The sequence below is a fragment of the Pedobacter ghigonis genome, assembly GCF_903166585.1.
GTDB classification, from domain to species: domain Bacteria; phylum Bacteroidota; class Bacteroidia; order Sphingobacteriales; family Sphingobacteriaceae; genus Pedobacter; species Pedobacter ghigonis.
Genome location: NZ_CAESCM010000002.1, coordinates 206,968 through 231,619 on the forward strand (window position 1 = coordinate 206,968; position 24,652 = coordinate 231,619).

The window sequence follows — 24,652 nt, forward strand, 5'->3', positions numbered from 1 at the left end:
GAAACAAATATGAAGTATTAAGACAATTTTGCCTTTACTTTTTGCTGCCACCTAATAACAAGTGAGTTATCAATATTTCAACGCTTGATACTCGCTGCTTGCTACTACAACAACAATGAGCATTAGAGAAGAATTAGAAAAACGTATTTTGGTGATTGATGGTGCGATGGGTACCATGATTCAGCGATATACCCTAACTGAAGAGGATTTTAGAGGGGAACGCTTTAAAGATCATCCCTGCGATGTAAAAGGCAATAACGATTTGCTTAACATTACGCGCCCCGATATTATCAAAACCATACACCTCGAGTACATGGCTGCCGGCGCCGATATTATCGAAACCAATACCTTTAGTACGCAGCGCATTTCGATGGCCGATTACCAGATGGAAGACCTTTCTTACGAAATGAGTTTCGAAGGAGCCAGGGTAGCCAAAGAAGCGGCCAACGAGTTTATGGCGGCTAATCCCGATCGCAAGTGCTTTGTTGCCGGTGCCATTGGCCCAACCAACCGTACCCTTTCAATGTCGCCGAATGTTAACGACCCTGGTTTTAGGGCGGTTTATTTCGATGAACTCGAAGAAGCTTATTACGAGCAGGTTCGCGGGTTAGTAGATGGTGGTTCGGATGTGTTGTTGATTGAAACTATTTTCGATACTTTAAATGCAAAAGTGGCCATTGTTGCCATTAAAAAATACGAAGAAGTAATTGGCCGTAAGCTGGAGATTATGATCTCGGGTACCATTACCGATGCTTCGGGAAGAACATTGTCGGGCCAAACGGCCGAGGCTTTCTTAAACTCTGTAATGCATGCCAAACCATTGAGTATTGGCTTTAACTGTGCATTGGGAGCTAAAGAAATGCGTCCGCATATTGAAGAGCTGGCTGCAAAAGCAGGTTGCTATGTTTCGGCCTATCCAAATGCAGGTTTACCCAACGAGTTTGGAGCTTATGATGAACAGCCACACGAAACGGCACACCTGGTTGATGATTTTATTGCATCGGGCTTTGTGAATATTGTTGGTGGCTGTTGCGGTACCACCCCCGATCACATTGGTTGCATTGCTAAAAATGCCCGGAAAGCTGAGCCTAGAAAATTACCTGTGCTCGAGCCTTATATGCGTTTAAGCGGACTTGAGCCGGTAACCATTACACCTGAAAGTATTTTTGTAAACATAGGTGAAAGAACCAATATTACCGGATCGCCAAAATTCTCGAAACTGATTTTAGGTGGCGATTACGAAGCCGCTTTAGCCGTTGCCTTACAGCAGGTAGAAGGTGGTGCGCAGGTTATTGACGTGAATATGGACGAGGGGATGCTCGATTCGGAAGCAGCCATGACCAAATTTCTGAACCTGATTGCTTCTGAACCTGATATTGCCAAACTGCCCATCATGGTCGATTCGTCAAAATGGTCGGTGATTGAGAATGGCTTAAAGTGCTTGCAAGGGAAAGGGATTGTGAACTCGATTTCCTTAAAAGAAGGTGAAGAAAAATTCCGTGAAAGCGCCCGCAAAATTATGCAGTATGGTGCTGCTGTTGTGGTAATGGCTTTTGATGAGCAGGGACAGGCCGATAATTACGAACGCAGAAAAGAAATTTGTAAAAGAAGTTACGATATCCTGGTAAACGAAATCGGCTTCCCGGCAGAAGATATTATTTTCGACCCGAATATTTTAACCGTGGCCACCGGACTGGAGGAACACAACAATTACGCGGTCGACTTTATTAATGCTACGCGGTGGATTAAAGAAAACCTGCCTCACGCCAAGGTAAGCGGTGGGGTTTCGAATATTTCGTTCTCTTTCAGGGGTAACAATGTGGTTCGCGAAGCCATGCACTCTGCATTTCTTTATCACGCCATTCAGGCAGGTTTAGACATGGGGATTGTAAATGCCGGTATGCTGGAGGTTTATCAGGAAATTCCACCCGAATTATTAGAAAGGGTAGAAGATGTACTGTTAAACCGCAGAGAAGATGCTACTGAGCGTCTGGTAGAATATGCCGATACTGTAAAATCCAAAGGGAAAGAGATTGTTAAAGATGAAGAATGGAGAAAAGGATCTGTTGAAGAAAGATTATCACACTCATTGGTAAAAGGTATTGTAGAATATCTGGATGACGATGTAGAAGAAGCCCGCCAGAAGTATGCCCGTCCGATTCAGGTAATTGAGGGGCCATTGATGGATGGGATGAACATTGTGGGCGATTTATTTGGTGCCGGTAAAATGTTCCTGCCCCAGGTAGTAAAATCAGCCAGGGTAATGAAAAAAGCCGTTGCATACCTCTTGCCTTTTATTGAACAGGAAAAACTCGACAATCCTGATCAGGATCAAAACTCATCGGCAGGGAAGGTTTTAATGGCTACTGTAAAAGGCGATGTACACGATATCGGTAAAAACATTGTGGGTGTAGTACTGGCTTGTAACAACTTCGAAATTGTAGATATGGGTGTGATGGTTCCTGCACAGGATATCATCAAAAAAGCCAAAGAAATAAATGCCGATATTATTGGTTTAAGCGGATTAATCACTCCTTCATTGGATGAAATGGTTCATTTTGCTAAAGAAATGGAGCGCGAAGGTTTTACCATACCTTTAATTATTGGTGGTGCAACTACCTCGCGTATTCATGCTGCGGTAAAAGTGGCACCAAATTATTCGGGTCCGGCCATTCACGTATTGGATGCATCGAGAAGTGTTACAGTGTGCAGCACTTTGATGAACCCCGATACCAAAGACGAATACGTAGCCGGTATAAAAGCCGAATACGATAAAGCGCGTGAAGCACATTTAAACAAACGTTCGGATAAGCGTTTTAAAACATTGCAAGAAGCCCGCGAAAATAAATTTAAGATAGATTTTCAACCCAACCTGCCCGTTCCTGAATTTACCGGAACAAAGGTTTTTGATAATTACCCATTAGAAGAACTGGTACCTTACATCGACTGGACACCGTTTTTCCATACCTGGGAGCTTCGTGGAAGTTATCCGAAAATTTTTGACGATAAAAACGTAGGCGATGAAGCCAAAAAGCTTTTCGATGATGCACAAACCTTGTTAAAAAGAATTCTCGACGAGAAATTGCTAACGGCAAGAGGCGTAATCGGTTTCTGGCCGGCAAATGCAGATGGAGACGATATTCAGTTAACAGTTGACAGTAATCAGTTGGTAAATAACTCCGAACTGAAAACTGAAAACTCCCAACTGGTAACCATACATACCCTTCGCCAGCAGGCCGAGAAAGTAGACGGACAGCCTTATTATGCCTTGTCTGATTTTATTGCGCCGAAAGAAAGCGGTATTCAGGATTATTTTGGTGGCTTTGCTGTAACAACGGGTATTGGTATTGATGAACTGGTGAACGAATTTGAAGCCAACCACGACGATTACAACAGTATTATGGCTAAAGCACTTGCCGATCGTTTAGCTGAAGCTTTTGCTGAGCGCATGCACGAGCGTGTACGTAAAGAATACTGGGGTTATGCCAAAGATGAAAATCTAAGCAATCAGGAACTGATTAAAGAAGAATATGCAGGTATCCGTCCGGCACCGGGTTATCCGGCCTGCCCGGAGCATACCGAAAAAGGAACTTTATTTGCGTTGCTTGATGCAGAAAATAAAATTGGTTTACGCCTCACGGAAAGTTACGCCATGTATCCAACAGCAGCCGTAAGCGGTTTTTATTTCGCACATCCCGATTCGAAATATTTTGGTTTAGGTAAAATTACCAAAGATCAGATTGAAGATTATGCCATCAGAAAAGATATGCCGGTTGAAGAAGTAGAACGGTGGTTAAGTCCGAATTTAGCTTATTAACTCACTTTGTCATCCTGATCCGATAGCTATCAGATCAGGATGACAAAGTGAAGAACATATAATTTTGATATAGCAGTCATCAAAAATAAAAACTGATATTGTGTTTGAGATGCTTCATTGGCATTCAGCATGACAACTAAACCAGGTTATGAAGATTACAGACCATATAAAAAACGCAAAGGGTAAAACCTTATTCTCTTTCGAATTATTGCCGCCAATGAAGGGGCAGAGCATCCAGTGGGTTTACGATGCCATTGATCCTTTGCTGGAGTTTAATCCACCTTTTATCGATGTAACTTCCCTACGCGAAGACTACATTTATAAAGAGCAGGAGAACGGTTTATTGCAAAAGGTTTCGTACCGCAAACGCCCTGGAACCATTGCCATTTGTGCAGCTATTATCCATAAATATAAAATTGATGCCGTACCGCACTTAATTTGTGGTGGTTTTACCAAAGAAGAAACTGAAAATGCACTGATTGATCTGCAGTTTTTGGGGATTGATAATGTGCTGGCGCTACGTGGCGATGCCCGTCAGGCCGAAGCCTCATTTATTCCCACCAAAGGCGGTCACCATTATGCCACCGATTTGATTCAGCACATTAAAGATCATAACAATGGTAAGTTTTTGCATGAGGATATCGATACCTACAAAAGTGATTTCTGTATTGGTGTAGCGGGCTATCCGGAGAAACATTTCGAAGCACCTAATTTAAATGCCGACTTTAAATACCTGAAAAAGAAAGTAGATATGGGTGCTGAGTTTATTGTTACCCAAATGTTTTTTGATAATCAGAAGTATTTTGATTTTGTTAAAAAATGCAGGGAGAACGACATCAATGTACCGATTATTCCGGGGTTAAAACCAATCAGCACCTTAAAACAGTTAACGGTTTTACCTAAAATTTTCCACCTCGATTTGCCAAATGAGTTAACCGAAGCATTATCATATGCTAAGAATAATGCAGAGGCTAAAGAAATCGGTACCGAAGCCATGATTAAACAATGTAAAGAACTGATGGATTTCGGCGCGCCTGTATTGCATTTTTATACCATGGGCAGACCGGAGCAAACCAAAGAAATTGCCAGGGCAATTTTTTAACAGACTTTAAAAGACCTGTCGGCTATTTAATCCCTACAGGTCTGAATGTTTCCCGAACAACCTAAACTGTATTTGACCATGAATCATTTAAATAAAGACCAGCAAAACCTCAATACCATCTTAACAGACGTAAAACAACAGGGGATGGCTTATTTAAATCAAATTCATGATCGCGCTATAGCCAATAACGGTGTTGTAGAACTGATAAATAGTTTAAATGAGGAAGGCCTTGGTGCTGCGGGTTCTTTAAAGCAATTTAACGAGCGGTTCGAACCTATTATCGTGGCATCGTCAGGTCCGCGTTATTGGGGTTTTGTAACTGGTGGCACAACGCCTGCTGCTATTGCCGGCGATTGGCTGGCTACCGTTTACGATCAAAATACCCAGTCGGCAAAAGGCAATGGCGATATTTCCGCTTTGATTGAGCTCGAAACGATACAGCTTTTATTGTCGCTTTTTAATTTACCTCCTCAGTTCTTTGGAGGTTTTGTTACCGGAGCAACCCTTTCTAATTTTACTTGCTTAGCAGTTGCACGACAATGGGTAGGTAAACAACAGGGTAAAGATTTTGCACGTGAAGGGATTACGGGTAAGGTAAATGTTTTATCGGCAACTCCGCATTCATCGGCTGTTAAATCGCTGGCCATGCTGGGTTTGGGCAGTAACAATATTACGGCCGTTAAGGTAATGCAAGGTAATCGCGAGGCTCTTGATGTTGCCGATTTGGAATTGAAAATACAGGCTTTAAATGGCGAGCCTTTTATTTTAATCTCCAGTGCCGGCACGGTTAATACGGTCGATTTTGATGATTTTGAAGCCATTAGCCAGTTAAAGCAAAAATATAATTTCTGGTGGCATATCGATGCGGCTTTTGGTGGTTTTGCAGCTTGTTCGCCCCAATACAGCCATTTGGTAAAAGGTTGGGAAAATGCAGATAGCATTACGGTCGATTGCCACAAATGGTTAAATGTTCCTTACGAAAGTGCTGTCTTTCTGGTTAAGGAAGTCCACCAGTTGTTGCAGGTCGAATCGTTTCAGAATTCAAACGCAGCTTACCTGGGCAATCCAATGGAAAATTTTAGTTATTTAAATTTCCTACCCGAAAACTCACGCAGGTTAAAAGCTTTGCCAGCCTGGTTTACGCTAACAAGTTATGGAAAACAGGGCTATCAGGAAATTGTAGAAAGCAACGTGGAAATGGCACTACGATTTGCCGATTTTATTAACCAAAATCAAGCTTTCGAATTGCTTGCTCCTGTACGCTTAAATACGGTATGCTTTACTTTAACCGATGAAAACCGCGTTCCGGATTTTCTAGATAAATTGAATGCTGGCGGAAAGGTATTTATGACACCAACTTTCTACAATGGAAAGAAAGGAATCCGTGCAGCCTTTGTAAACTGGCGAACAACAGTAGCAGATATTGAGCTTGCTACATCAGCCATGTGCGAAATTCTTACAGAACTTTAACCATAAATTTATTGTTTTAAAAGCATAGCACTTATATTTGCAACAATGAAGTTTTATGCTTTTAAATACGTACTGATTACCTGCATTGCGCTAACTTTTTTTATAAAGGTAAGCCATGTGGTTTCGTATTTAAGCTATTCTGCCGATAACATTGAGGCTTTATCAACGCATGATGATGCAACCGAAAAAGAAGAAAAAAAGGTAGAAACCGAATATGCAATTGAACAAGTTGCCTTTCATGGCCAAACTTATTTTCCGGTGTTAGCGGCTAAAAAACTAATTATTCCCAATCCTCCTTTTTCTCTGGTATACTTCCCCGAGGTTTTAACGCCGCCCCCTTCCGTTTAACTGCATTTTTGCATTTACCAGGTTTTACATTCTTGTGAAATCTCTTAGTCTATTTTAAAAAATACAAAACCATTATATATGAAACGAGCAATTTCATTTGCAGTGTTTTTAATCGCTGCATCCCTAAAAATCAGTGCACAGGAAGTTGTGCAGAACAACATTAAGCCGATCGAAAATGCATTAAGCCAGGTTACAAAACTGCAACCTGTAAGTTTTAATTACGATAAGGCCTGGGCCGAAAAACTACGCTTATCGGCCAATCCTCAAATCGGCTTTGTAGGTGCCGAGGCTAAAAAAGCTGTTCCGGATCTTGTTTCGGTACAGGCAAAGGATTACTCTTCGGGTAAAAATGCCTTTAAAACTGCAACGATAACCAAGGTAGATTACGAAAGTTTAGTGCCGCTTCTGGTTGGCAGTATTAAAGAGCAACAACAGCAGATTGAAGAATTAAAGCGCGAAATTAAAGCTTTAAGGGCGCAACGTTCTAAATAGCTATACAGATAGGCATTATGATCCTGTTAACGAGATCGTCACCCTGAATTTATTTCAGGGTCTCTCTGTAATGAATTAATGTAAAAAAGGGATTCTGGCTTAAAACCACAATCCCTTTATATGTTTATTATCTGTAATAATTTTATCCTTTCAGCAAATAAGCCTTAAAGCCTTCAAAATCTACTCCTAACTGATCAGCCTGTTTAGGTTTGCTTTCTAAATCGGTAACCTGCTCCGGAATTTCGATTTTCGCGGCAATCTCTTCAGGGAAGATATCCGGAAACTTGCAGGCGTGCGCTGTAGATAAAAATACTGCTGCGCTTTCATCTGCCGGATTTTCGTTCCTGTATTTTTCTACTGCTAAATAGGCAATTGCCGTATGCGGACAAGCTACATAGTTAAATTTATGATCAATCGCTTTAATTCCCGCAAGCGTCTCTTCATCAGTAAAACGATAAGCAGTAACCACTTTCTTCAAAGCATCTACATCCTGGTTAAACAAGTCCATAATCCGAACCCAGTTGCTTGGTGCACCAACATCCATTGCGTTCGAATAGGTTTGTGTCGATGGCTTAGTTTCGTAATTACCTGTTTCTAAAAAGCGTGGAACGGTATCATTCACATTCGTAGCCGCAATAAACTGTTTTACAGGTAAGCCCAGTTTGTAAGCCAGTAAACCTGCGCCAATATTACCAAAGTTTCCGCTAGGTACTGAGAAAACTACATCGCTAAGTCCTTGTTTTTTTAACTGGGCATAAGTATTGAAGTAGTAAAATGTTTGCGGAATTAACCTCGAAATATTGATCGAGTTAGCTGAAGTAAGGCGGAATTTATTGTTCAGATCAGCATCTGCAAAAGCCTGTTTAACCAGCGCCTGGCAATCATCAAAAGTACCTTTTACCTCAATAGCACGAATATTTTGCCCATTGGTAGTTAATTGTAACTCTTGTATCGGACTAACCTTGCCCTCAGGGTATAAAATTGTAACACGCGTATTCGGTACACCTAAAAAGCCAAGGGCCACTGCGCCGCCGGTATCGCCTGAGGTAGCTACCAGTACATCTAAAAGCTGCTCTCCGTCTTTTAAGAAATAAGCCATTACGCGACTCATAAAACGAGCGCCAAAATCTTTAAAAGCCAAAGATGGTCCGTGGAACAGCTCCAGCACAAAGGTTTTGTCATCCAGTTTCACTGCAGGTGCCTCAAAATTAATGGCATCCTCAATCAGAGCTTTTAAGTCATCAGCCGGAATTTCATCTTTCAACAGGGCAGAAGCTACCTGATAAGCAATTTCTGGTAAGCTGTATTGCTCAATATTTTCTACGAATGCAGCATCCAGCTGTGGAATTTCTACGGGCATGTACAATCCTTTATCCTGTGGCATGCTGTTAAAAACGGCTTCTTTAAAAGAAACACGTAAATCTTTATTGTTGGTTGAGTATAGTTTCATTGTTTTTAATGGAAAAGGTAAGATGGATGATGGAAAATGTGATTTACATCATCCATCTCCCATTTTACATATTTACATAACCTTCGGCCCTTCGGCGTTAACCGGAGAAACGAAAGCTTTGCTGTTAATATTAATTTTATGTAAATGTTGCTGCTGCGATTTGGTTATTTTTCGCGCAGTTTCTTCGTCTCTGGTTAAGGCGAAAACTGATGGACCTGATCCTGAGATGCCGAAACCGATAGCGCCATTTTCCATAGCCAGGGATCTCATTTCTTCAAAACCGGGAATTAAAATTGAACGTGTTGGCTCTACCAGCACATCTTTCATGCTTCTTCCAATCAAATCAAAATCATTCATAAACAAACCGCTCACTAATCCGGCCACATTTCCCCATTGGGTAACTGCATCTTTAAGGGATACCTTACTGCGGATCATTTGGCGCGCGTCTTTAGTCGGCACATCTACCTCGGGGTAAACGATAGCCGCATACATGCCTGCGGGGGTGGGCAAAGAAATTACATCCAGTGGTTCGTAGCTTCTTACTAAAACAAATCCGCCAAGTAGGGCAGGGGCAACATTATCGGCATGACCGTAACCGCAGGCCAGTTCTTCACCTTTCATGGCAAAAGGAACCAATTCTTTGGTAGTAAGCAAATCGCCCATTAATTTGTTAATCGCAAATAAACCGGCAACAGTACTTGCCGAACTCGATCCTAGACCACTTCCAATGGGCATCTTTTTGTGCAATTCAATCTCTACGCCTACATCTAAGCGGTTTATATGTTTAAGATAGTGCTGTACGCTTGCGCTAACGGTATTTTTTGCAGCGTCTAAAGGTAAGCGACCATCGTCGCCGGTAATCTTTTTAATTACCACCCCTGGTGTATCGGTTAAGCGCATTTCAACTTCATCGCCAGGTTCATTAACGGCAAATCCCAGAACATCGAAACCACAAACTACATTGGCAACAGTGGCGGGGGCGAAAACTTTTATACTTTTTTCCATTATTAATAGGCTTAGCTTGGCTAAGCAGTTATTTGATTTAAATGATATTTTAAATGCACTAGGTAATCTTCAATAAAAAAAGAAAGCGTGTGCAGCTCGGTCTTTCCTTTTCCGGTATCGCAGGTATTTTGAAATTTTTCTTCTGGAATATTTTCAATAACCCGGATAATCTGGTAATTCAAAAGTTGCCAAAGACTTTTAACCTCAGCTATAGCTACCGCCTGATAATTTTGATAGGCTACCCATTCATCCTGATGATAAATGATTTTAACCCCCTGCTCATATTGGCCAACAATTAAACGACGGATGTTATTAGATGCGCTATCGATCAAATGGCCCAACAATTCCTTTTTCGACCACTTGTGTGGCTGTGGCTTATCATTCCAGGTGGCTTCGATAATGTTTTCAAAATCGATCATCGCCTGGTTAACCAGAAGAAGGATCTCATCTTTTATGGCTAAAACTGAATTCATACTGCTAATTGCTTAAGGTGCCCACGTTAATAATGTCGGCAAAAACCCCCGCTGCTGTAACTTCTGCTCCTGCACCAGGGCCTTTTACCACTAAAGGACGCGATTTGTAACGATCAGTTGTGAAAGAGATGATGTTGTCACTTCCCGAAAGCATAAAGAAAGGATGGCTGTCATCAACCATTTGCAGGCTGATTTCTACATTTCCGTCCTCCAGTTTACCAATGTAGCGTAAAACCTTACCGTCTTTGGCTGCGGTATTTTTCAAATCTTCAAAATAGGCCGCGTTGGCTTGTAATTCTGCATAGAAATCTTCAACCGATGTTGCATTTAAACAAGCTTCGGGTAAAATATTATCGATTTTTACATCACTGGCCTCTAATGGATAACCGGCATCTCGCGCCAGGATCAGCATTTTACGCATAAAATCTTTTCCATTTAAATCATCACGCGGATCGGGTTCTGTATAGCCAAGTTCCTGCGCTTCTTTTACTGTTTCGTAAAAACCAGCCTCACCTTTAAAATTATTGAAGATATAAGAAATGGTTCCCGATAAAATGGCCTCGATGCGTGCTACTTTATCGCCGCTCATCATCAGTTCTTTTAAGGTACGGATAATTGGCAGGCCTGCTCCCACATTGGTTTCGTAGTAGAAATCAACTCCAAATTTGCGCGCAGTATCTTTAAAAGATTTGTATTGTGCAAAATCGGCCGAGTTACCTTTTTTATTACAGGTTACTACCGAGATGCTGCTTTCGAATATACCCTGGTAAAATTCAATTGGCGATTCAGCTGCGGTATTATCAACAAAAACACAGTTAGGTAGGTTCATGGCTTTCATTTTTGCCACAAATTCGGCCAGATTGGCTTGCTCACCTTTGCCATCCAATTCAGCTTCCCAGTTATCGAGTGATAAACCATCAGCATTAAATGTCATTTTCCGGGTATTGCTTATTCCGGTTACTTTCACTTGCAAATCGTTATTGGCGGCAAGGAAAGGCATTTGCTCTTTTAACTGATTAAATAAAGTTTTGCCGATATTTCCGGTTCCCAGGCAAAAAATGTTTAAAGTTCTTTTCAGGTCGGTAAAGAAAGCATCGTGCACTGCATTTACGGCTTTTGATAAATCGGCTGCACTGATAATTACCGAAATATTGTATTCTGATGAACCTTGTGCAATTGCCCTTACGTTGATACCGTTACGGCCCAGCGCACTGAATAAACGCCCGCTCATGCCTGGAGTACGTTTCATGTTTTCGCCTACAATGGCCAAAACTGCCAGGTTATTTTCAACTTCTGGTAATTCAAGCTTTCTGGCATCCAGCTCCAGTTCAAATTCTTTTTTAATTAAGGTAATTGCATGTGCCGCATCAGTTGGCTTAACCGCAAAGGTGATGCTGTGCTCTGACGATGACTGTGTAATTAACACCACATTAATCTGCTCGCGCGATAGTAAAGAGAACAAGCGGCCGCTAAAACCAGCTTTTCCCACCATGCCACTACCACTGAGATTGATGATGCTGATGTGATCGATAGAAGAAATTCCTTTTATGGGTAAGTTAGATGATTTAACATCGCTTTTAATATAGGTGCCTGCAAAATCCGGTTCGAATGTGTTTTTGATCACAATCGGGATTTTTTTCATGAATGCCGGGATCATGGTTGGCGGATAAATTACTTTAGCCCCAAAATAACTTAACTCCATGGCTTCGGTATAGCTCAGCTCAGGCAAAGAGAAGGCTTTTTTTACAATCCGTGGGTCGGCGGTCATCATGCCGTTTACATCAGTCCAGATTTCTATTTCTTCGGCATTTAAGGCAGCGCCCCAAACGGCGGCAGTATAATCAGAACCGCCACGGCCGAGGGTAGTTACCCGTCCTGCAGCATTACTGGCAATAAAGCCGGTAACAAAAAGTACCTTGTTTTTATTTTCCTGGTAAAAATTGTTAATCAGCATTTCGGTTAGTTCGGTATCTACTTTCGCCTGACCGAAATTGCTGTCAGTTTTAATAAAATCAGCACCGTTAACATAAAGGGCATCAGTAAAATGCTGTGAAGCAATGTGGCTGATCATGAAAGTAGAGCAACGTTCGCCATAACTCAAAATCTGATCTTTAGTTTGTAAGCTCAGCTCTTTTAGATTACTAACTGCCTGCAATAAATCTTCCAGTTCGTTAAAAAAGATTTTTAAACGGGTAAATACGGGGTTTTGTGCAGCAGCTGGTAAAAGCGAGCGAATTACAGCAAAGTGTTTTGCTTCAATTGCTTTTAAATGAGTATCGTAATCTTCGCCACGTTCAGCCATTTCGGCCATCTCGGTAAGCAAATTGGTTACACCACTCATTGCCGATAATACAACTACCGGGCTGTTCTTCTGTTTTTCTTCGCCCACAAGGCGTAAGAGGGTTTTAATGTTCTCGGCCGAACCTACGGATGTGCCGCCGAATTTAAGTACTTTCATTAGTATGGGGGTTTATGGTAATGAAACCTGCACAATGGCTTATTAAGTTGTTATTTGGGCTTGTTGTTGCAGTTTTCAATGGTTTTAGCTTAAAAAAAAAGCGTCCCGACTGGTGTCGGGACGCTCTCTGTGTTTTATGTTTTTTCAATTTACAACAAATTAGCCCCGCTGGTTTATACCGGTGGTAATAATAATTGTTGTAATAATTGAAGAGTTAAAAATCATGTTGTCTTGGTGTACTTTTTACACCGTAAAGTAGAAGATAATTTTTTTAAAATGCAAATGTTTTGTAATTTTTATTTCGAAATTTTTATTAAAACGTTTAAGTAGGTGCGATAGCCATATTTTTCTAACATAAAATTTTTGCAAATAGAATTCCTGGTTTTTTCTGATTAGGCTAATCATAGATGCTGAAAGTAGCCAGAAGCAATACAATATTTTTTACATTTAGGTTGGCCCTAGTTATTACTGTTGTAACAAGAGAGGATAAGAATCGGAATATTTCAATAAAAACAACCAGAATATACAGGTTTTAAATTATTGTTTAACGTTTTACTTAGTGTAATTTGTATCTTTTTTTATTCTTGTAAAAAGGCTTGTAAATAACTGTAAATAAAATATTTACATAATAGTGTATTTGCTACAATATGTAAAAAATTAGTTATGAAAACTAGTTTTTCTGCTTGATAAGTATTTACCTTTGCTGTACTAACTTACTTATTGTTATGAGCAAAGAGAAACTGCAAAGGCCAGATTTAAGCTATTTAAATCTAGGCGAAAACGTTGCTGTAAAGTACCAATTATCTCCAACGGAATTAATTGAAGATGCGTTATTGAATAAAGAAGGTACGCTGGCCTCATCAGGAGCGCTGGCGGTTGATACCGGAAAGTTTACCGGACGTTCTCCTAAAGACCGGTTTATTGTTTGCGACAGCGTTACCGAAGACCAGGTATGGTGGGGCGATGTAAACATTAAATTCAGCCCCGAGAAGTTCGATCAGTTATTTTATAAGCTAACCGCTTATTTGGCTGACAAAACCATCTATGTTCGCGATTCATCAGCATGCGCCAACCCGGATTACGATATTTCTATCCGGGTAATTACCGAAACTGCCTACCAGAATCTTTTTGCTCACCATTTATTTATCCGCCCTGAAGCGCATCAGCTGGGAATGACACCCGAGTGGACTATTATTGCTGCACCGGGTTTTCATGCCGATCCTTCTATTGATGGAACGCGGCAGGAAAATTTCGCTATCCTGAATTTTACCAGGAAAATGATCCTGATCGGAGGAACCGGATACACGGGCGAAATTAAAAAAGGTATTTTCTCAGTACTGAATTTTATCCTGCCAGTATATAAGAATACACTTTCTATGCACTGCTCGGCCAATGTGGGTAAAAATGGCGATACAGCTATATTCTTTGGTTTATCAGGAACTGGCAAAACAACACTTTCTGCCGATCCGGAAAGAGGCCTGATAGGTGATGATGAACATGGATGGGGAGCAAGTTCTGTATTTAACTTCGAAGGAGGTTGTTATGCTAAGTGCGTAGATTTAACCCAGGAAAAAGAACCTCAGATATATAATGCTATCAGAACAGGGGCTTTATTAGAGAATACCAACTTTTTTCAGGGTACAAAGGATGTAGACTATGCAAACATCGACAAAACTGAAAATACCCGTGTAGCTTATCCTATTAATTACATTGATAATGCGATACTGCCATCAATAGCTGAGGTGCCCAAAAATATTTTCTTTTTAACCGCCGATGCATTTGGTGTATTGCCACCAATATCAAAATTAAATGTGGAGCAGGCCATGTTCCACTTTATGAGTGGCTATACCGCCAAAGTTGCCGGTACCGAAACCGGGGTAACCGAGCCTCAGTTAACATTTTCTGCATGTTTTGGCAAGGCTTTTCTTCCCCTGCACCCATCCAGGTATGCTGCATTACTGGGCGAAAAGATGGAAAAACACCAGGTAAATGTATGGCTGGTAAATACCGGCTGGACTGGTGGTGCTTATGGAATTGGTAAAAGAATGAAACTAAGCTATACCCGTGCCATGATTACGGCTGCCTTGAACGGAGATTTAGACCACAATAAATATAAGCAACATCATGTATTTAAATTAATGATGCCTTTAAGTTGTCCGGGTGTACCAAACGAAATTTTAGATCCGTCTAAAACGTGGGACGACCAGGAAGAATACTTTTTAAAGGCCTACGAACTGGCCAATGCCTTCACCGAGAATTTTAAACAGTTTGAGGTGCCCAAAGCATCAAAAAAGTATGACGAAGCGTTAAAATTATGTTAAAAGTGCTTTAAAATGCATTTTTTGAGCAAAAAATTTGCAATTCGATTTTTTTTTAGTTTTTATTGTGAAAGAATTGCCTCCGGCTGAGGCAATTTTTTTGTTATATGCCCAGGTGAGTTACCGTAAACTAAATGTTAAGTAACGATTTGATTGTTTATTGATTTATTAATTTGTAATTTAAAATCAATTTATAAATTTGTTTTTCGCAACAAAATCAGATAAGACACGTTGTGTGTAATACAAAAGAAATAACAGCTAAAAATTAAAAACAAGAACTAAAACTAAAATTCAAAAAAAAATGGCAAACGCACCAAAACCAACAACTGTTAAAAAAGAGAGCTCTTCAAGTGCATCTAACGTTTTCGCAACATTGGTAATTCCTATCTGTATTGTAATTGGCTTCATTATTTGGAGATACGTATTAGGAGATCCTTCTAACTTTATCGATAACAACAACGAAAACTTACCTTTGCCAAATAACTACCCTGGTACTGCATACAAAGGAGGTCCAATCGTAGCGGTATTAATCGGTTTATTATTAACTACAATCGTTTTCTCTATCGAGCGTTTAATCGTAATTAGCAAAGCAAGCGGTAAATCTAGCTTAGATACATTCATCATTAAAGTTAAAGGTTTATTAAACGCTGGTAACATCGATGCAGCTAAAGCTGAGTGCGATAAACAACAAGGATCAGTTGCAAACGTAATTAAATCAGGTTTAAAAAAATATAGCGAGGTTGAAGCTGACACTAACTTAGATGTTGAGCAATCAATCGTTGCCATCCAAAAAGAAGTTGAAGAAGCTACTGCTTTGGAAATGCCTATGTTAGAGCAAAACTTAACGATCATCGCTACTTTGGTATCTATCGGTACGTTAATTGGTCTATTAGGTACAGTAACAGGTATGATCCGTGCATTCGCCGGTTTAGCAAACTCAGGAGCTCCAGATCAGGCTGCACTAGCGGTAGGTATCTCTGAGGCCCTAATCAACACCATGACTGGTATCGCCGTTTCTACTTTAGCAATTATCATGTACAATATTTTAACTTCTAAAATTGACAAGTTAACTTATGCTATTGATGAAGCTGGTTTCAGCATCGTTCAAACTTACGCTAGTTCGCATAAATAATAAATTTTGAAAAAATTTTTACCGGCTTTATGGAAAACCGGGAAAAAGATCATCATTATTAAAAAGTAATTAAAATTATGCCTAGAATTAAAGTTAAAAGAACAAGTACAGTAACAGATATGACCGCCATGTGCGACGTAGCTGCACTGTTACTTACGTTCTTCATATTAACTGCTACGGCAAGACAACCAGAACCACTAGCGGTATCAACACCTTCATCTACGTATGAATTTAAGGTTCCAGCTGAAAACAATGCAATATTAACCATTGGTCAGGGTAAGGTTTTCTTTGAAGTAGCAGGCCAGAAAGTTAGGGCGAGAACCTTAGAATTGATGGGGCAACAATACAAAATCAGTTTTACTCCGGAAGAAATTAAGAAATTCTCTGTAGTAGGAACATTTGGTGTGCCGGTTTCAAGCTTAAAATCGTTTTTAGCAATGTCTGGTGCAGATCGTATGAAACCAGGAGTTCAAACTGGTATTCCTACAGATTCTACTGATAACCAGTTAAACGCATGGGTTTTACATGCACGTACTGCAACTGCAGAGATTAATCAGCAACCAATGCGTGTAAGTATCAAAGGCGATTCTAAAGAGGAGTATCCGGTAGTTAAAAAAATCGTAGATGTTTTGCAGAAGCAAAAAGTGAACAAGTTTTTATTGGTTACTAACGCTGAAGCTAGAAAAAAATAAAAGATGGCAGAATTAAACACAGGTGGGAAGAAAGCCACCCCGAGAGTAGATATGACGCCGATGGTAGATTTGATGTTCCTTTTGGTAACATTCTTTATCTTAACCACATCAATATCTACGCCACAGGCAATGGATATTGTTAAGCCTGATAAAGACGATAACAACAAAGACAACAGGTTGGAACTGAAAGCTTCTAAAACAATGACTATTTTATTAGGTAAAAATGATAAAGTAGCCTGGTACATGGGAGAAGCTGGTGCAACAGCTCCAACATACGAAAGTTTAGCTCAGGTTGACAAGTCGATTATCGAAAACAGAAAAAAAGCAGATGCATCTGGAGTAAAAGGCGAATTTGTGGTTTTGGTTAAACCAACAAGTGGCTCAAACTTCAAGAACTTTGTTGACATCATGGATGAATTGGAAATATTAAAGGTTAAAGTTCGTCAGATTGATGATGACAATATCCTGGATAGTGAAAAAGAATCAATGAAATCTCAAGGTATTTTATAATTCGTTAAATCAGTAATCATGTCAAAATTAGATATATTAAGAAGGGAGTGGATTGATGTAGTTTTTGCTGAAAAAAACAAAAACTATGGCGCTTACCAATTGCGTAAAACCAATGGTACCAATACCACTCGGGCATTAATTATTGGTTCACTAGTATTTCTAGCGCTTTTCTTTGCTCCGAAAATTTACGGATTAATTAAAGGTTCTTTACAAGAGGATCAACAAGTAGAAAAGGCGAAAGAAGTTATTATTGCACCTCCGCCCCCAGTTAACCCAGAAACGCCACCTCCGCCACCGGTAGAGCCACCGCCACCAAAGGTAGATCAGGTAAAAATGCCACCTCCAATCGTAAAGCCAGATGAGCAGGTACGTGATGAGGAGCCACCAACAGTTGAGAAACTGAAAGAGGCTGATCCAGGTCAGAGAGATATTAAAGGTGATCCAACTGCAGATATCGTAATTGCTGCACCAGTTGGTGAAGGCCCAAAAAGAGAAGCAGCGGTTGCTGTTGATGATAACCAGGTTTATGACTTCGTTAGTATCGAGAAACAACCAGAGTTTCCGGGAGGCTTACCTAAGTTCTACAAGTACTTAAGCGGTGCGATTAAATATCCGCCAATGGCTCAGGAAAACAACGTACAAGGTAAAGTGTTTTTATCTTTCGTAGTAGAAAAAGATGGTAAATTAACCGATATTACAGTAACACGTGGATTAGGAAGTGGTACAGATGAAGAAGCAATCCGCGTATTAAAAGCAAGCCCACGTTGGAATCCAGGTATTCAAAATGGTAAACCAGTAAGGGTAAAATACAACATCAACGTTAACTTTACATTGAACTAATTGTAGATGTTAAATTTTGATATCTTTAAGCAAAAATCGCCTAAACAGCGGTTTTTGCTCATTTTAGGGCTAGTGGCCTTCCTGTTGTATCTTGTAATGGGACTTGCCTTCATCTTTTGGCCTCCGCTTGCTTTGCGTTTTAATTTCATCCCAACATGGGGTCGCATCGCAATAGGCATCTTTTTAATTTTTTATGCTTTTGTAAGATTGTTAAGTCTTGGAAGGCGAGACTCAAGCCAATAATGAAAAATATTCTCTTCATTTTTATGGTACTTGCTTTAATCTCTTGTAAACGAAAAGATAAAAGTGCAGGTGTTAAAGAAACCCGAACCAGCGGAACAATGCGGATGCTCGTTGATGAAAGCGTTAGCCCAATTGTTCAGAAGCAAATCGATATCTTTCGCCTCGATTATCCTGATGCAAAGTTTGAAACGACGGTTAAACCCGAAGAAAAGATTATTGCAGCCTTTCTAAATGATAGCGTTCGTGTAATTGTAATGCCAAGATTGCTCACCAAGCAGGAAGAAAAGTATTACAACCAGCGTGGCATCAAAATCAATTCAATTCGTTTTGCTATTGATGGAATTGCATTAATTACAAACAAAGACAATATTGATAGTACTATTACCGTTAAAGAAGTGGTTGATGTATTACAGGGGAGAAATTCAGATAAGAAACTGGTCTTTGATAACGCTTATTCAAGTACCTTTCAATACTTAAAACATTTGGCTAATATCAGCCAATTTCCCGCAAAAAACGTTTATTCAAAAAATTCCAGTAACGAAGTTATCAAACTTGTTGCGCAGGATAAAAATTTTATTGGTATTTTGGGCGTGAATTGGCTTTCTGAACAGAATACCGAAATGGCTCAATACCTGGCTCAGGTTAAAATGCTGGGGGTTAAAAATGAAAAAGGAAAAGTAGGAAGCGATAAGTTTTATAAGCCCACGCAAGAAAATCTTATAAATGGAGTCTATCCGTTTCTAAGAAACGTAAATATAATTGAGTGCGAAGGTAGGGATGGTTTAGGCACAGGATTTGCAACATGGTTAAGAAGCCAGAGAGGACAGTTGATTGTACTTAAAACTGGACTTGGCCCGCACAAGTTAATGCCGAGAGAAATAAATTTAACTAAAGAAAGTAATAAATAAATTATAAATTGAACCACGAAGTATTTAGAGATAATGCTTCATTATTGTTAAAACCAATGTTGGGTAAGTTTGGTTGGAGATTTTGGATAAAATAGAACTCGCTCCGGCCCGATTTGGAAAACATTTAAAAACAAAAAATTGATCCAATGAAAATTTCAAAGAAAGCAATAACCTTAAATGTAGGTTTGGTGTTGATGGGTTCTGCAGTTTTTGCTCAAAGTTTAAGTGATGCGAAAAAAGCCATTGACGCAGAGCAGTATCAAAAAGCTTCATCGATGCTTAAATCGTTGGTAAGCTCTAAAGCCTCTGATGGCGCAAATTATTATAACCTGGGTTTGGTTTACCTAAAAACAGGTTACATCGATTCAGCAAGAGCCGTTTTTACTAAAGGTGTAACTGCTGATCCGAAAAATGCTTTAAACCTGATTGGTTTAGGCGAGGCTGATTTATTGTCGAATAATGCCACTTCAGCAAAAACCAACTTCGATAAAGCGATTGAATTGGGTAAAAAGGATTATCAAACTTACTTGCAAATTGGTAGGGCATATTTAGCTCAGGATAAACCAAGTGATGAAGTTTCTAAACCTGATTTTACCAATGCGATTGCAAATATCACTAAAGCTGATGAGTTAGATTCTAAAGATAAAGATGCCGATGTATTTTTAGCGTTAGGGGATGCTTATGCATTACAAAGAAAAAACTCTGAGGCATTAGGTCCGTACATGCGTGTTAATGATGTTGATCCTAACAACAGAAGAGCAAAAACGCAGATTGGCAAAATGTATAAGGAATCACGCGCGTTTCCTGAAGGCGAAAAAGAATTATTGGATGTAATTGCTGCAGATGCTAACTATGGCCCGGCTTACCGCGAATTAGGTGAGTTATACCTGCAATGGAGTAACTTCGGTACTGATAAAGAGAAAGCTGCAAAAGGAATCGAGAACTATAAAAAGTATCTTGATTTAACGGATAAATCTTTAGAGTCTCAGTTACGCTATATGACGTTCTTATTCTATGCTAAAGATTTTAAAACTTTACAGCAAGTAGCTTCTGCTATTCAGGTTCCGGCAAATAACCCTAAAGCAGCTGTTGTTGCCAGGATGAAAGGTTGGTCTGCCTACGAGAACGCACAGTATCCTCAGGCTTTAACAGATATGACCGATTTCTTTGCTAAAGAGAAAGATCAAGCTCGAATTTTAGCTAATGATTACCTTTATTTAGGTAAATCACAGTTAAAGGCAGGTCAGGATAGTTTAGCTTTAATAAACATCACTAAAGCAGTTGAGAAAGATTCTGTAAATGCTGATGCATTAGCTGAAGTTGCAAAAAGCTATTTTGATGCAAAGAAATATGAGAAATCTGCTCAGATTTACGAAAAAGCAATCAAAGCAAATCCTAATGGTAAAGGTTCGTTATATAACTACTATTACAGTGCACTGGCTTTCTATTTTGATTATGCCGGCAAATACAGCGCTAAACAAAATCCTTCTAAAGATGGTTTAGCAAAAGCTGATGCTGATATTGCAAAAGTAACGGAATTGGCACCTGATACTTATGATGCTTACTTATGGAGAGCACGTATCAATAACCTAATAGATGATGAAAAAGATCCTAAAGGTTTAGCTAACCCGTATTTTGAACAATTTATTCAAAAAGTGACTGAGAAACCTGAAGTAGCTACGGCTAGTGGTAAAAAACTTTCTGAAGCTTACGATTCATTAGGTGGTTTCTATTACTACAAGGATAAAGAAAAAGCGAAAGACTATTTTAACAAGAGTATCGCTGCTAACCCGGCAGGTACATTTGCCCCTGCAAAATTAAAGGAGCTAAATGCACCAGCACCAGCAGCTACAAAAGGCAAAAAATAAGTAAAATTAAATTATTTAGAAAAGGCAGAGTTTGGTTACTCTGCCTTTTTCTTTTACTTTTGCATCACAAAATAAAAGATTATGCAAGCGCAAAGTTCCTCTATAGATTTTTTACCGATTATATTTCAAGTAATTGTTGCTTTAGGTTTCGTAGTAACCACTTTGGTAGCTACACACTTATTGGGTCCTAAACGTAAAACAGCCGATAAATTAGAAACCTTTGAAGCTGGTATTAAAAGTGTGGGTAATGCACGTCAGCCTTTCTCCATTAAATATTTCGTAGTAGCAATACTGTTTGTTTTGTTCGATGTAGAGGTTATTTTCATGTACCCATGGGCCGTAAATTTCCGTGCGTTAAAAATGGATGGTATGATAGAGATGTTCATTTTTATGGGCACTTTACTGTTGGGTTTCATCTACGTAATCAAGAAAAAAGTATTAGACTGGAACTAGTTAGTTAACAGTTTTTAGTTCGCAATTGGTAGTTAATAACCTGCGGTTGTATGAACTGTAAACTGAAAATTGTCAACTACAAACCAGGCGTGTATCACTTACACTAACTGGACTTAATTTCGGTTATTTAGAAAGGTTCTAAATCTGGTGAATCTAGCTCAATTGCCTTTTAAATATTGTAAATTTGCTGCTCATTCTTCAAAGGGATGAGCATTTTTTGTTTATAAACATGAGTGAAATTAATATAGTTGATGCGCCTCCAGGAACCGAAGGGCCTGGCTATTTTGCCACCTCTTTAGATAAAGTGATTGGTTTGGCCCGCTCAAATTCTTTATGGCCGTTGCCGTTCGCAACTTCTTGCTGTGGAATCGAATTTATGGCTACCATGGGTTCTCACTACGATTTAGGTCGTTTCGGTGCAGAGCGTTTAAGTTTTTCTCCCCGTCAGGCCGATGTTTTAATGGTTATGGGTACCATCGCAAAAAAGATGGCTCCGGTATTAAAACAAGTATATATCCAAATGGCAGAGCCACGTTGGGTAATGGCTGTTGGTGCCTGTGCAAGTAGCGGTGGTATTTTTGATACTTATTCTGTTTTGCAGGGTATTGATGAGGTGATTCCGGTTGATGTTTACGTTCCGGGCTGCCCACCAAGACCTGAAGCCATTTTAGATGGTTTCCAGCGTATCCAGGATTTGGTTAAAAACGAATCGGGAAGAAGAAGGAATTCTGATTATTACAAAGAACTTTTAGGTCAATACGGTATTAAATAATGGAAGAAGCGACACTAAATAATACTATCCTGGCAAAACTTAGCGAAAAGTTTGGCGAAAAGGTAACTGCGGTTGCCGAGCCTTATGGTTTGCTTACTTTTGCAACAACAAAAGATGTAATCATCAATGTGTTGTCGTTTCTTAAAAACGATTTAAAATTTAACTTCTTAACCGATATTACAGCGGTTCATTATCCGGGTAAAGATCATGGCATTGCAGTGGTTTATCATTTGCACAACATGGTTGAGCAAGTTAGGATTAGAGTTAAAGTTTTTATTTCAGAGCAAAATCCTACTATTCCTACGGCAACAACGATATGGAAAGGTGCAAACTGGATGGAGCGCGAAACTTACGATTTGTTTGGGGTTAAATTTGAAGGACACCCTGATTTACGCCGTATTTTAAATATGGACGATTTAGGCGTTCACCCAATGTTGAAACAATATCCATTGGAAGATCCGAACAGAGTAGATAAAAAAGACGAATTTTTTGGAAGGTAATTTTATGAATCATAACCATCCGGTATTTACAGATAACGACCCGCAAAGTGAGCTGGTAACCTTAAACTTAGGTCCAACCCACCCTGCAACCCACGGCGTTTTTCAAAACGTTTTGCAATTAGATGGCGAACGTATTGTAAGCGGCGTTTCAACTATTGGGTATATTCACCGTGCTTTCGAAAAGATTGCCGAACACCGCCCATTTTATCAGATTACCCCACTTACCGACCGTTTAAACTATTGTTCTTCGCCTATTAACAATATGGGCTGGCACATGACGGTTGAAAAGTTGTTGAATATCCAGATGCCAAAACGCGTAGATTATCTTCGCGTAATTGTAATGGAGCTTTCGCGTATTGCCGATCACATTATCTGTAACACGATTATTGGTCAGGATACCGGTGCAACAACCACTTTCCTTTACCTTTTCCAGTTCCGTGAGCACATTTACGAAATTTTTGAAGAGGTTTGCGGAGCACGTTTAACCACAAACATTGGCCGAATTGGTGGTTTTGAAAGAGATTTCAATGATATCGCCTTTGCTAAAATCAATAAATTCTTAAAAGAATTTCCGGTTGCTTTAAAAGAGTTCGAAAACCTTTTAACACGTAACCGTATTTTTATCGACAGGACTGCAGGTGTTGCGGAAGTAACCAAAGAAACAGCTTTAGAATACAGCTGGACTGGTCCACTTTTACGCGCTACGGGTGTAGATTATGATGTTCGTGTAAGCGATCCATATTCTTCTTATCAGGATTTCGATTTCGAGGTTCCAGTAGGTACGAGTGGCGACATTTACGACAGATATCTGGTTCGTAACGAAGAAATGTGGCAAAGTGTACGCATTATTGAACAGGCTTTGGAAAAATTGAAATCAGAAGAAAAAGGTATTTTCCATGCCGATGTTCCTGAATTCTATCTTCCTCCAAAACAAGAGGTTTACAACAATATGGAAGCATTAATCTATCACTTTAAAATTGTGATGGGCGAAATTGATGCGCCAAAAGCAGAAGTTTATCACGCTGTAGAAGGTGGTAACGGCGAATTAGGTTTCTATCTGATCAATGATGGAGGACGTACACCGTACCGTTTACACTTCCGCAGACCAAGTTTTATAAATTACCAGATGTTTGCGCCAATGAGCGAGGGCATGTTATTGTCTGATGCCATTATCAACATGAGTAGTATGAACATTATTGCAGGAGAATTAGATGCTTAAAGTAGAAGAACAAACACCTGTAACGTTTTCATCAGAATTGCTGGCCAAATTTGATGAAATAAAAAGTCGTTATCCGGAAGGAAAACAAAAATCAGCTTTGCTACCCTTATTACACCTGGTGCAGGCCGAATTTCTTTGGGTTCCAACATCGGCAATGGATCAAGTTGCTGCGTATTTAAATATTCAGCCAATTGAAGTATATGAGGTAGCAACATTTTATACCATGTACTTTTTAAAACCACAAGGTAAATATGCTTTGGAGGTTTGCCGTACAGGGCCTTGCTGCCTGGTAGGTGCCGAAAAAATATTAAGCCACTTAGAAGACAAGTTGGGCGTAAAAGAAGGTGAAGTAACTGCCGATGGCCTTTTCAGCTTTAGAGGAGTTGAATGTTTGGCCGCATGCGGTTTCGGTCCGGTGTTACAAATTAGTCCGGAATATACTTTCTATGAAAACCTAACTACCGAAAGTGTAGATAAACTGATTGAAGATTTGAAAAATAAGTCCTAAGTCGCAAGTCTTAAGTCGGGAGTTAATTTAGACTCAAGACTATGGACTATTTGACTACAGACTATAGACTAATT

General features: G+C 39.7%; 21 protein-coding genes. 17 read left to right on the forward strand and 4 right to left on the reverse strand.

What is annotated here, in order from left to right; genetic code table 11:
- The first annotated feature begins 115 nt into the window (after positions 1–115).
- From metH to HWV58_RS04195, 5 genes are all read left to right on the forward strand, one after another.
- On the forward strand, positions 116–3,817 hold the full coding sequence (gene metH / locus HWV58_RS04175) for a methionine synthase (protein WP_175632886.1): 3,702 nt from the start codon (positions 116–118) through the stop codon (positions 3,815–3,817).
- Positions 3,818–3,965: 148 nt separating this feature from the next.
- Positions 3,966–4,919, forward strand: coding sequence for a methylenetetrahydrofolate reductase [NAD(P)H] (metF, locus tag HWV58_RS04180; RefSeq protein ID WP_124558045.1), 954 nt, complete (start codon positions 3,966–3,968; stop codon positions 4,917–4,919).
- Between the two features lie 78 nt (positions 4,920–4,997).
- On the forward strand, positions 4,998–6,389 hold the full coding sequence (locus HWV58_RS04185) for a pyridoxal phosphate-dependent decarboxylase family protein (RefSeq protein WP_175632887.1): 1,392 nt from the start codon (positions 4,998–5,000) through the stop codon (positions 6,387–6,389).
- Positions 6,390–6,434: 45 nt separating this feature from the next.
- A complete protein-coding gene (locus HWV58_RS04190) occupies positions 6,435–6,737 on the forward strand; it encodes a hypothetical protein (RefSeq protein WP_175632888.1) in 303 nt (100 codons plus the stop codon).
- Positions 6,738–6,815: 78 nt separating this feature from the next.
- Positions 6,816–7,229, forward strand: a complete 414-nt coding sequence (locus tag HWV58_RS04195; protein ID WP_175632889.1) for a tail fiber domain-containing protein — start codon at positions 6,816–6,818, stop codon at positions 7,227–7,229.
- Between the two features lie 142 nt (positions 7,230–7,371).
- Here the strand turns inward: HWV58_RS04195 and thrC are convergent, their stop codons facing one another.
- The 4 genes from thrC to thrA form a co-directional block, all read right to left on the reverse strand.
- Positions 7,372–8,679: a threonine synthase gene (thrC, locus tag HWV58_RS04200; protein WP_175632890.1), complete on the reverse strand. Its 1,308-nt coding sequence runs from the start codon at positions 8,677–8,679 to the stop codon at positions 7,372–7,374.
- 72 nt (positions 8,680–8,751) lie between these two features.
- Positions 8,752–9,684: a homoserine kinase gene (locus HWV58_RS04205; protein WP_175632891.1), complete on the reverse strand. Its 933-nt coding sequence runs from the start codon at positions 9,682–9,684 to the stop codon at positions 8,752–8,754.
- Positions 9,685–9,704: 20 nt separating this feature from the next.
- Positions 9,705–10,157: a DinB family protein gene (locus HWV58_RS04210; protein WP_175632892.1), complete on the reverse strand. Its 453-nt coding sequence runs from the start codon at positions 10,155–10,157 to the stop codon at positions 9,705–9,707.
- Between the two features lie 4 nt (positions 10,158–10,161).
- Positions 10,162–12,615: a bifunctional aspartate kinase/homoserine dehydrogenase I gene (thrA, locus tag HWV58_RS04215; RefSeq protein ID WP_175632893.1), complete on the reverse strand. Its 2,454-nt coding sequence runs from the start codon at positions 12,613–12,615 to the stop codon at positions 10,162–10,164.
- 725 nt (positions 12,616–13,340) lie between these two features.
- Between thrA and pckA the strand changes: the two genes are divergently transcribed.
- The 12 genes from pckA to HWV58_RS04275 all read left to right on the forward strand — a co-directional run bounded on the left by pckA (position 13,341) and on the right by HWV58_RS04275 (position 24,578).
- Positions 13,341–14,936, forward strand: coding sequence for a phosphoenolpyruvate carboxykinase (ATP) (gene pckA / locus HWV58_RS04220; RefSeq protein WP_175632894.1), 1,596 nt, complete (start codon positions 13,341–13,343; stop codon positions 14,934–14,936).
- Positions 14,937–15,234: 298 nt separating this feature from the next.
- Positions 15,235–16,065 carry a MotA/TolQ/ExbB proton channel family protein gene (locus HWV58_RS04225; RefSeq protein ID WP_175632895.1) on the forward strand — a complete coding sequence of 277 codons (831 nt, stop codon included), beginning with the start codon at positions 15,235–15,237 and terminating at the stop codon, positions 16,063–16,065.
- Positions 16,066–16,142: 77 nt separating this feature from the next.
- Positions 16,143–16,757 carry a biopolymer transporter ExbD gene (locus HWV58_RS04230; RefSeq protein ID WP_175632896.1) on the forward strand — a complete coding sequence of 205 codons (615 nt, stop codon included), beginning with the start codon at positions 16,143–16,145 and terminating at the stop codon, positions 16,755–16,757.
- A 3-nt stretch (positions 16,758–16,760) separates the two neighbouring features.
- A complete protein-coding gene (locus tag HWV58_RS04235) occupies positions 16,761–17,267 on the forward strand; it encodes an ExbD/TolR family protein (RefSeq protein ID WP_175632897.1) in 507 nt (168 codons plus the stop codon).
- Between the two features lie 18 nt (positions 17,268–17,285).
- Positions 17,286–18,107 carry an energy transducer TonB gene (locus tag HWV58_RS04240; RefSeq protein ID WP_175632898.1) on the forward strand — a complete coding sequence of 274 codons (822 nt, stop codon included), beginning with the start codon at positions 17,286–17,288 and terminating at the stop codon, positions 18,105–18,107.
- A 242-nt stretch (positions 18,108–18,349) separates the two neighbouring features.
- Complete coding sequence (locus HWV58_RS04245; RefSeq protein WP_175632899.1) at positions 18,350–19,258, forward strand: PstS family phosphate ABC transporter substrate-binding protein; 909 nt, start codon at positions 18,350–18,352, stop codon at positions 19,256–19,258.
- Positions 19,259–19,404: 146 nt separating this feature from the next.
- Entirely contained in the window at positions 19,405–21,126 is a 1,722-nt protein-coding gene (locus HWV58_RS04250; protein ID WP_175632900.1) for a tetratricopeptide repeat protein, read from the forward strand.
- 81 nt (positions 21,127–21,207) lie between these two features.
- The gene (locus HWV58_RS04255) at positions 21,208–21,579 is read left to right on the forward strand and encodes an NADH-quinone oxidoreductase subunit A (RefSeq protein ID WP_113949920.1); all 372 of its coding nucleotides are present in this window, start codon (positions 21,208–21,210) and stop codon (positions 21,577–21,579) included.
- 229 nt (positions 21,580–21,808) lie between these two features.
- Positions 21,809–22,351: an NADH-quinone oxidoreductase subunit B gene (locus tag HWV58_RS04260; protein WP_039472971.1), complete on the forward strand. Its 543-nt coding sequence runs from the start codon at positions 21,809–21,811 to the stop codon at positions 22,349–22,351.
- Complete coding sequence (locus HWV58_RS04265) at positions 22,351–22,851, forward strand: NADH-quinone oxidoreductase subunit C (RefSeq protein ID WP_175632901.1); 501 nt, start codon at positions 22,351–22,353, stop codon at positions 22,849–22,851. Before HWV58_RS04260 ends, HWV58_RS04265 begins: the two co-directional genes overlap by 1 nt.
- Positions 22,852–22,855: 4 nt before the next feature.
- Positions 22,856–24,070, forward strand: coding sequence for an NADH-quinone oxidoreductase subunit D (locus tag HWV58_RS04270; RefSeq protein ID WP_175632902.1), 1,215 nt, complete (start codon positions 22,856–22,858; stop codon positions 24,068–24,070).
- Entirely contained in the window at positions 24,063–24,578 is a 516-nt protein-coding gene (locus HWV58_RS04275) for an NADH-quinone oxidoreductase subunit NuoE family protein (RefSeq protein WP_124558028.1), read from the forward strand. Before HWV58_RS04270 ends, HWV58_RS04275 begins: the two co-directional genes overlap by 8 nt.
- The last annotated feature ends 74 nt before the right edge of the window (positions 24,579–24,652 follow it).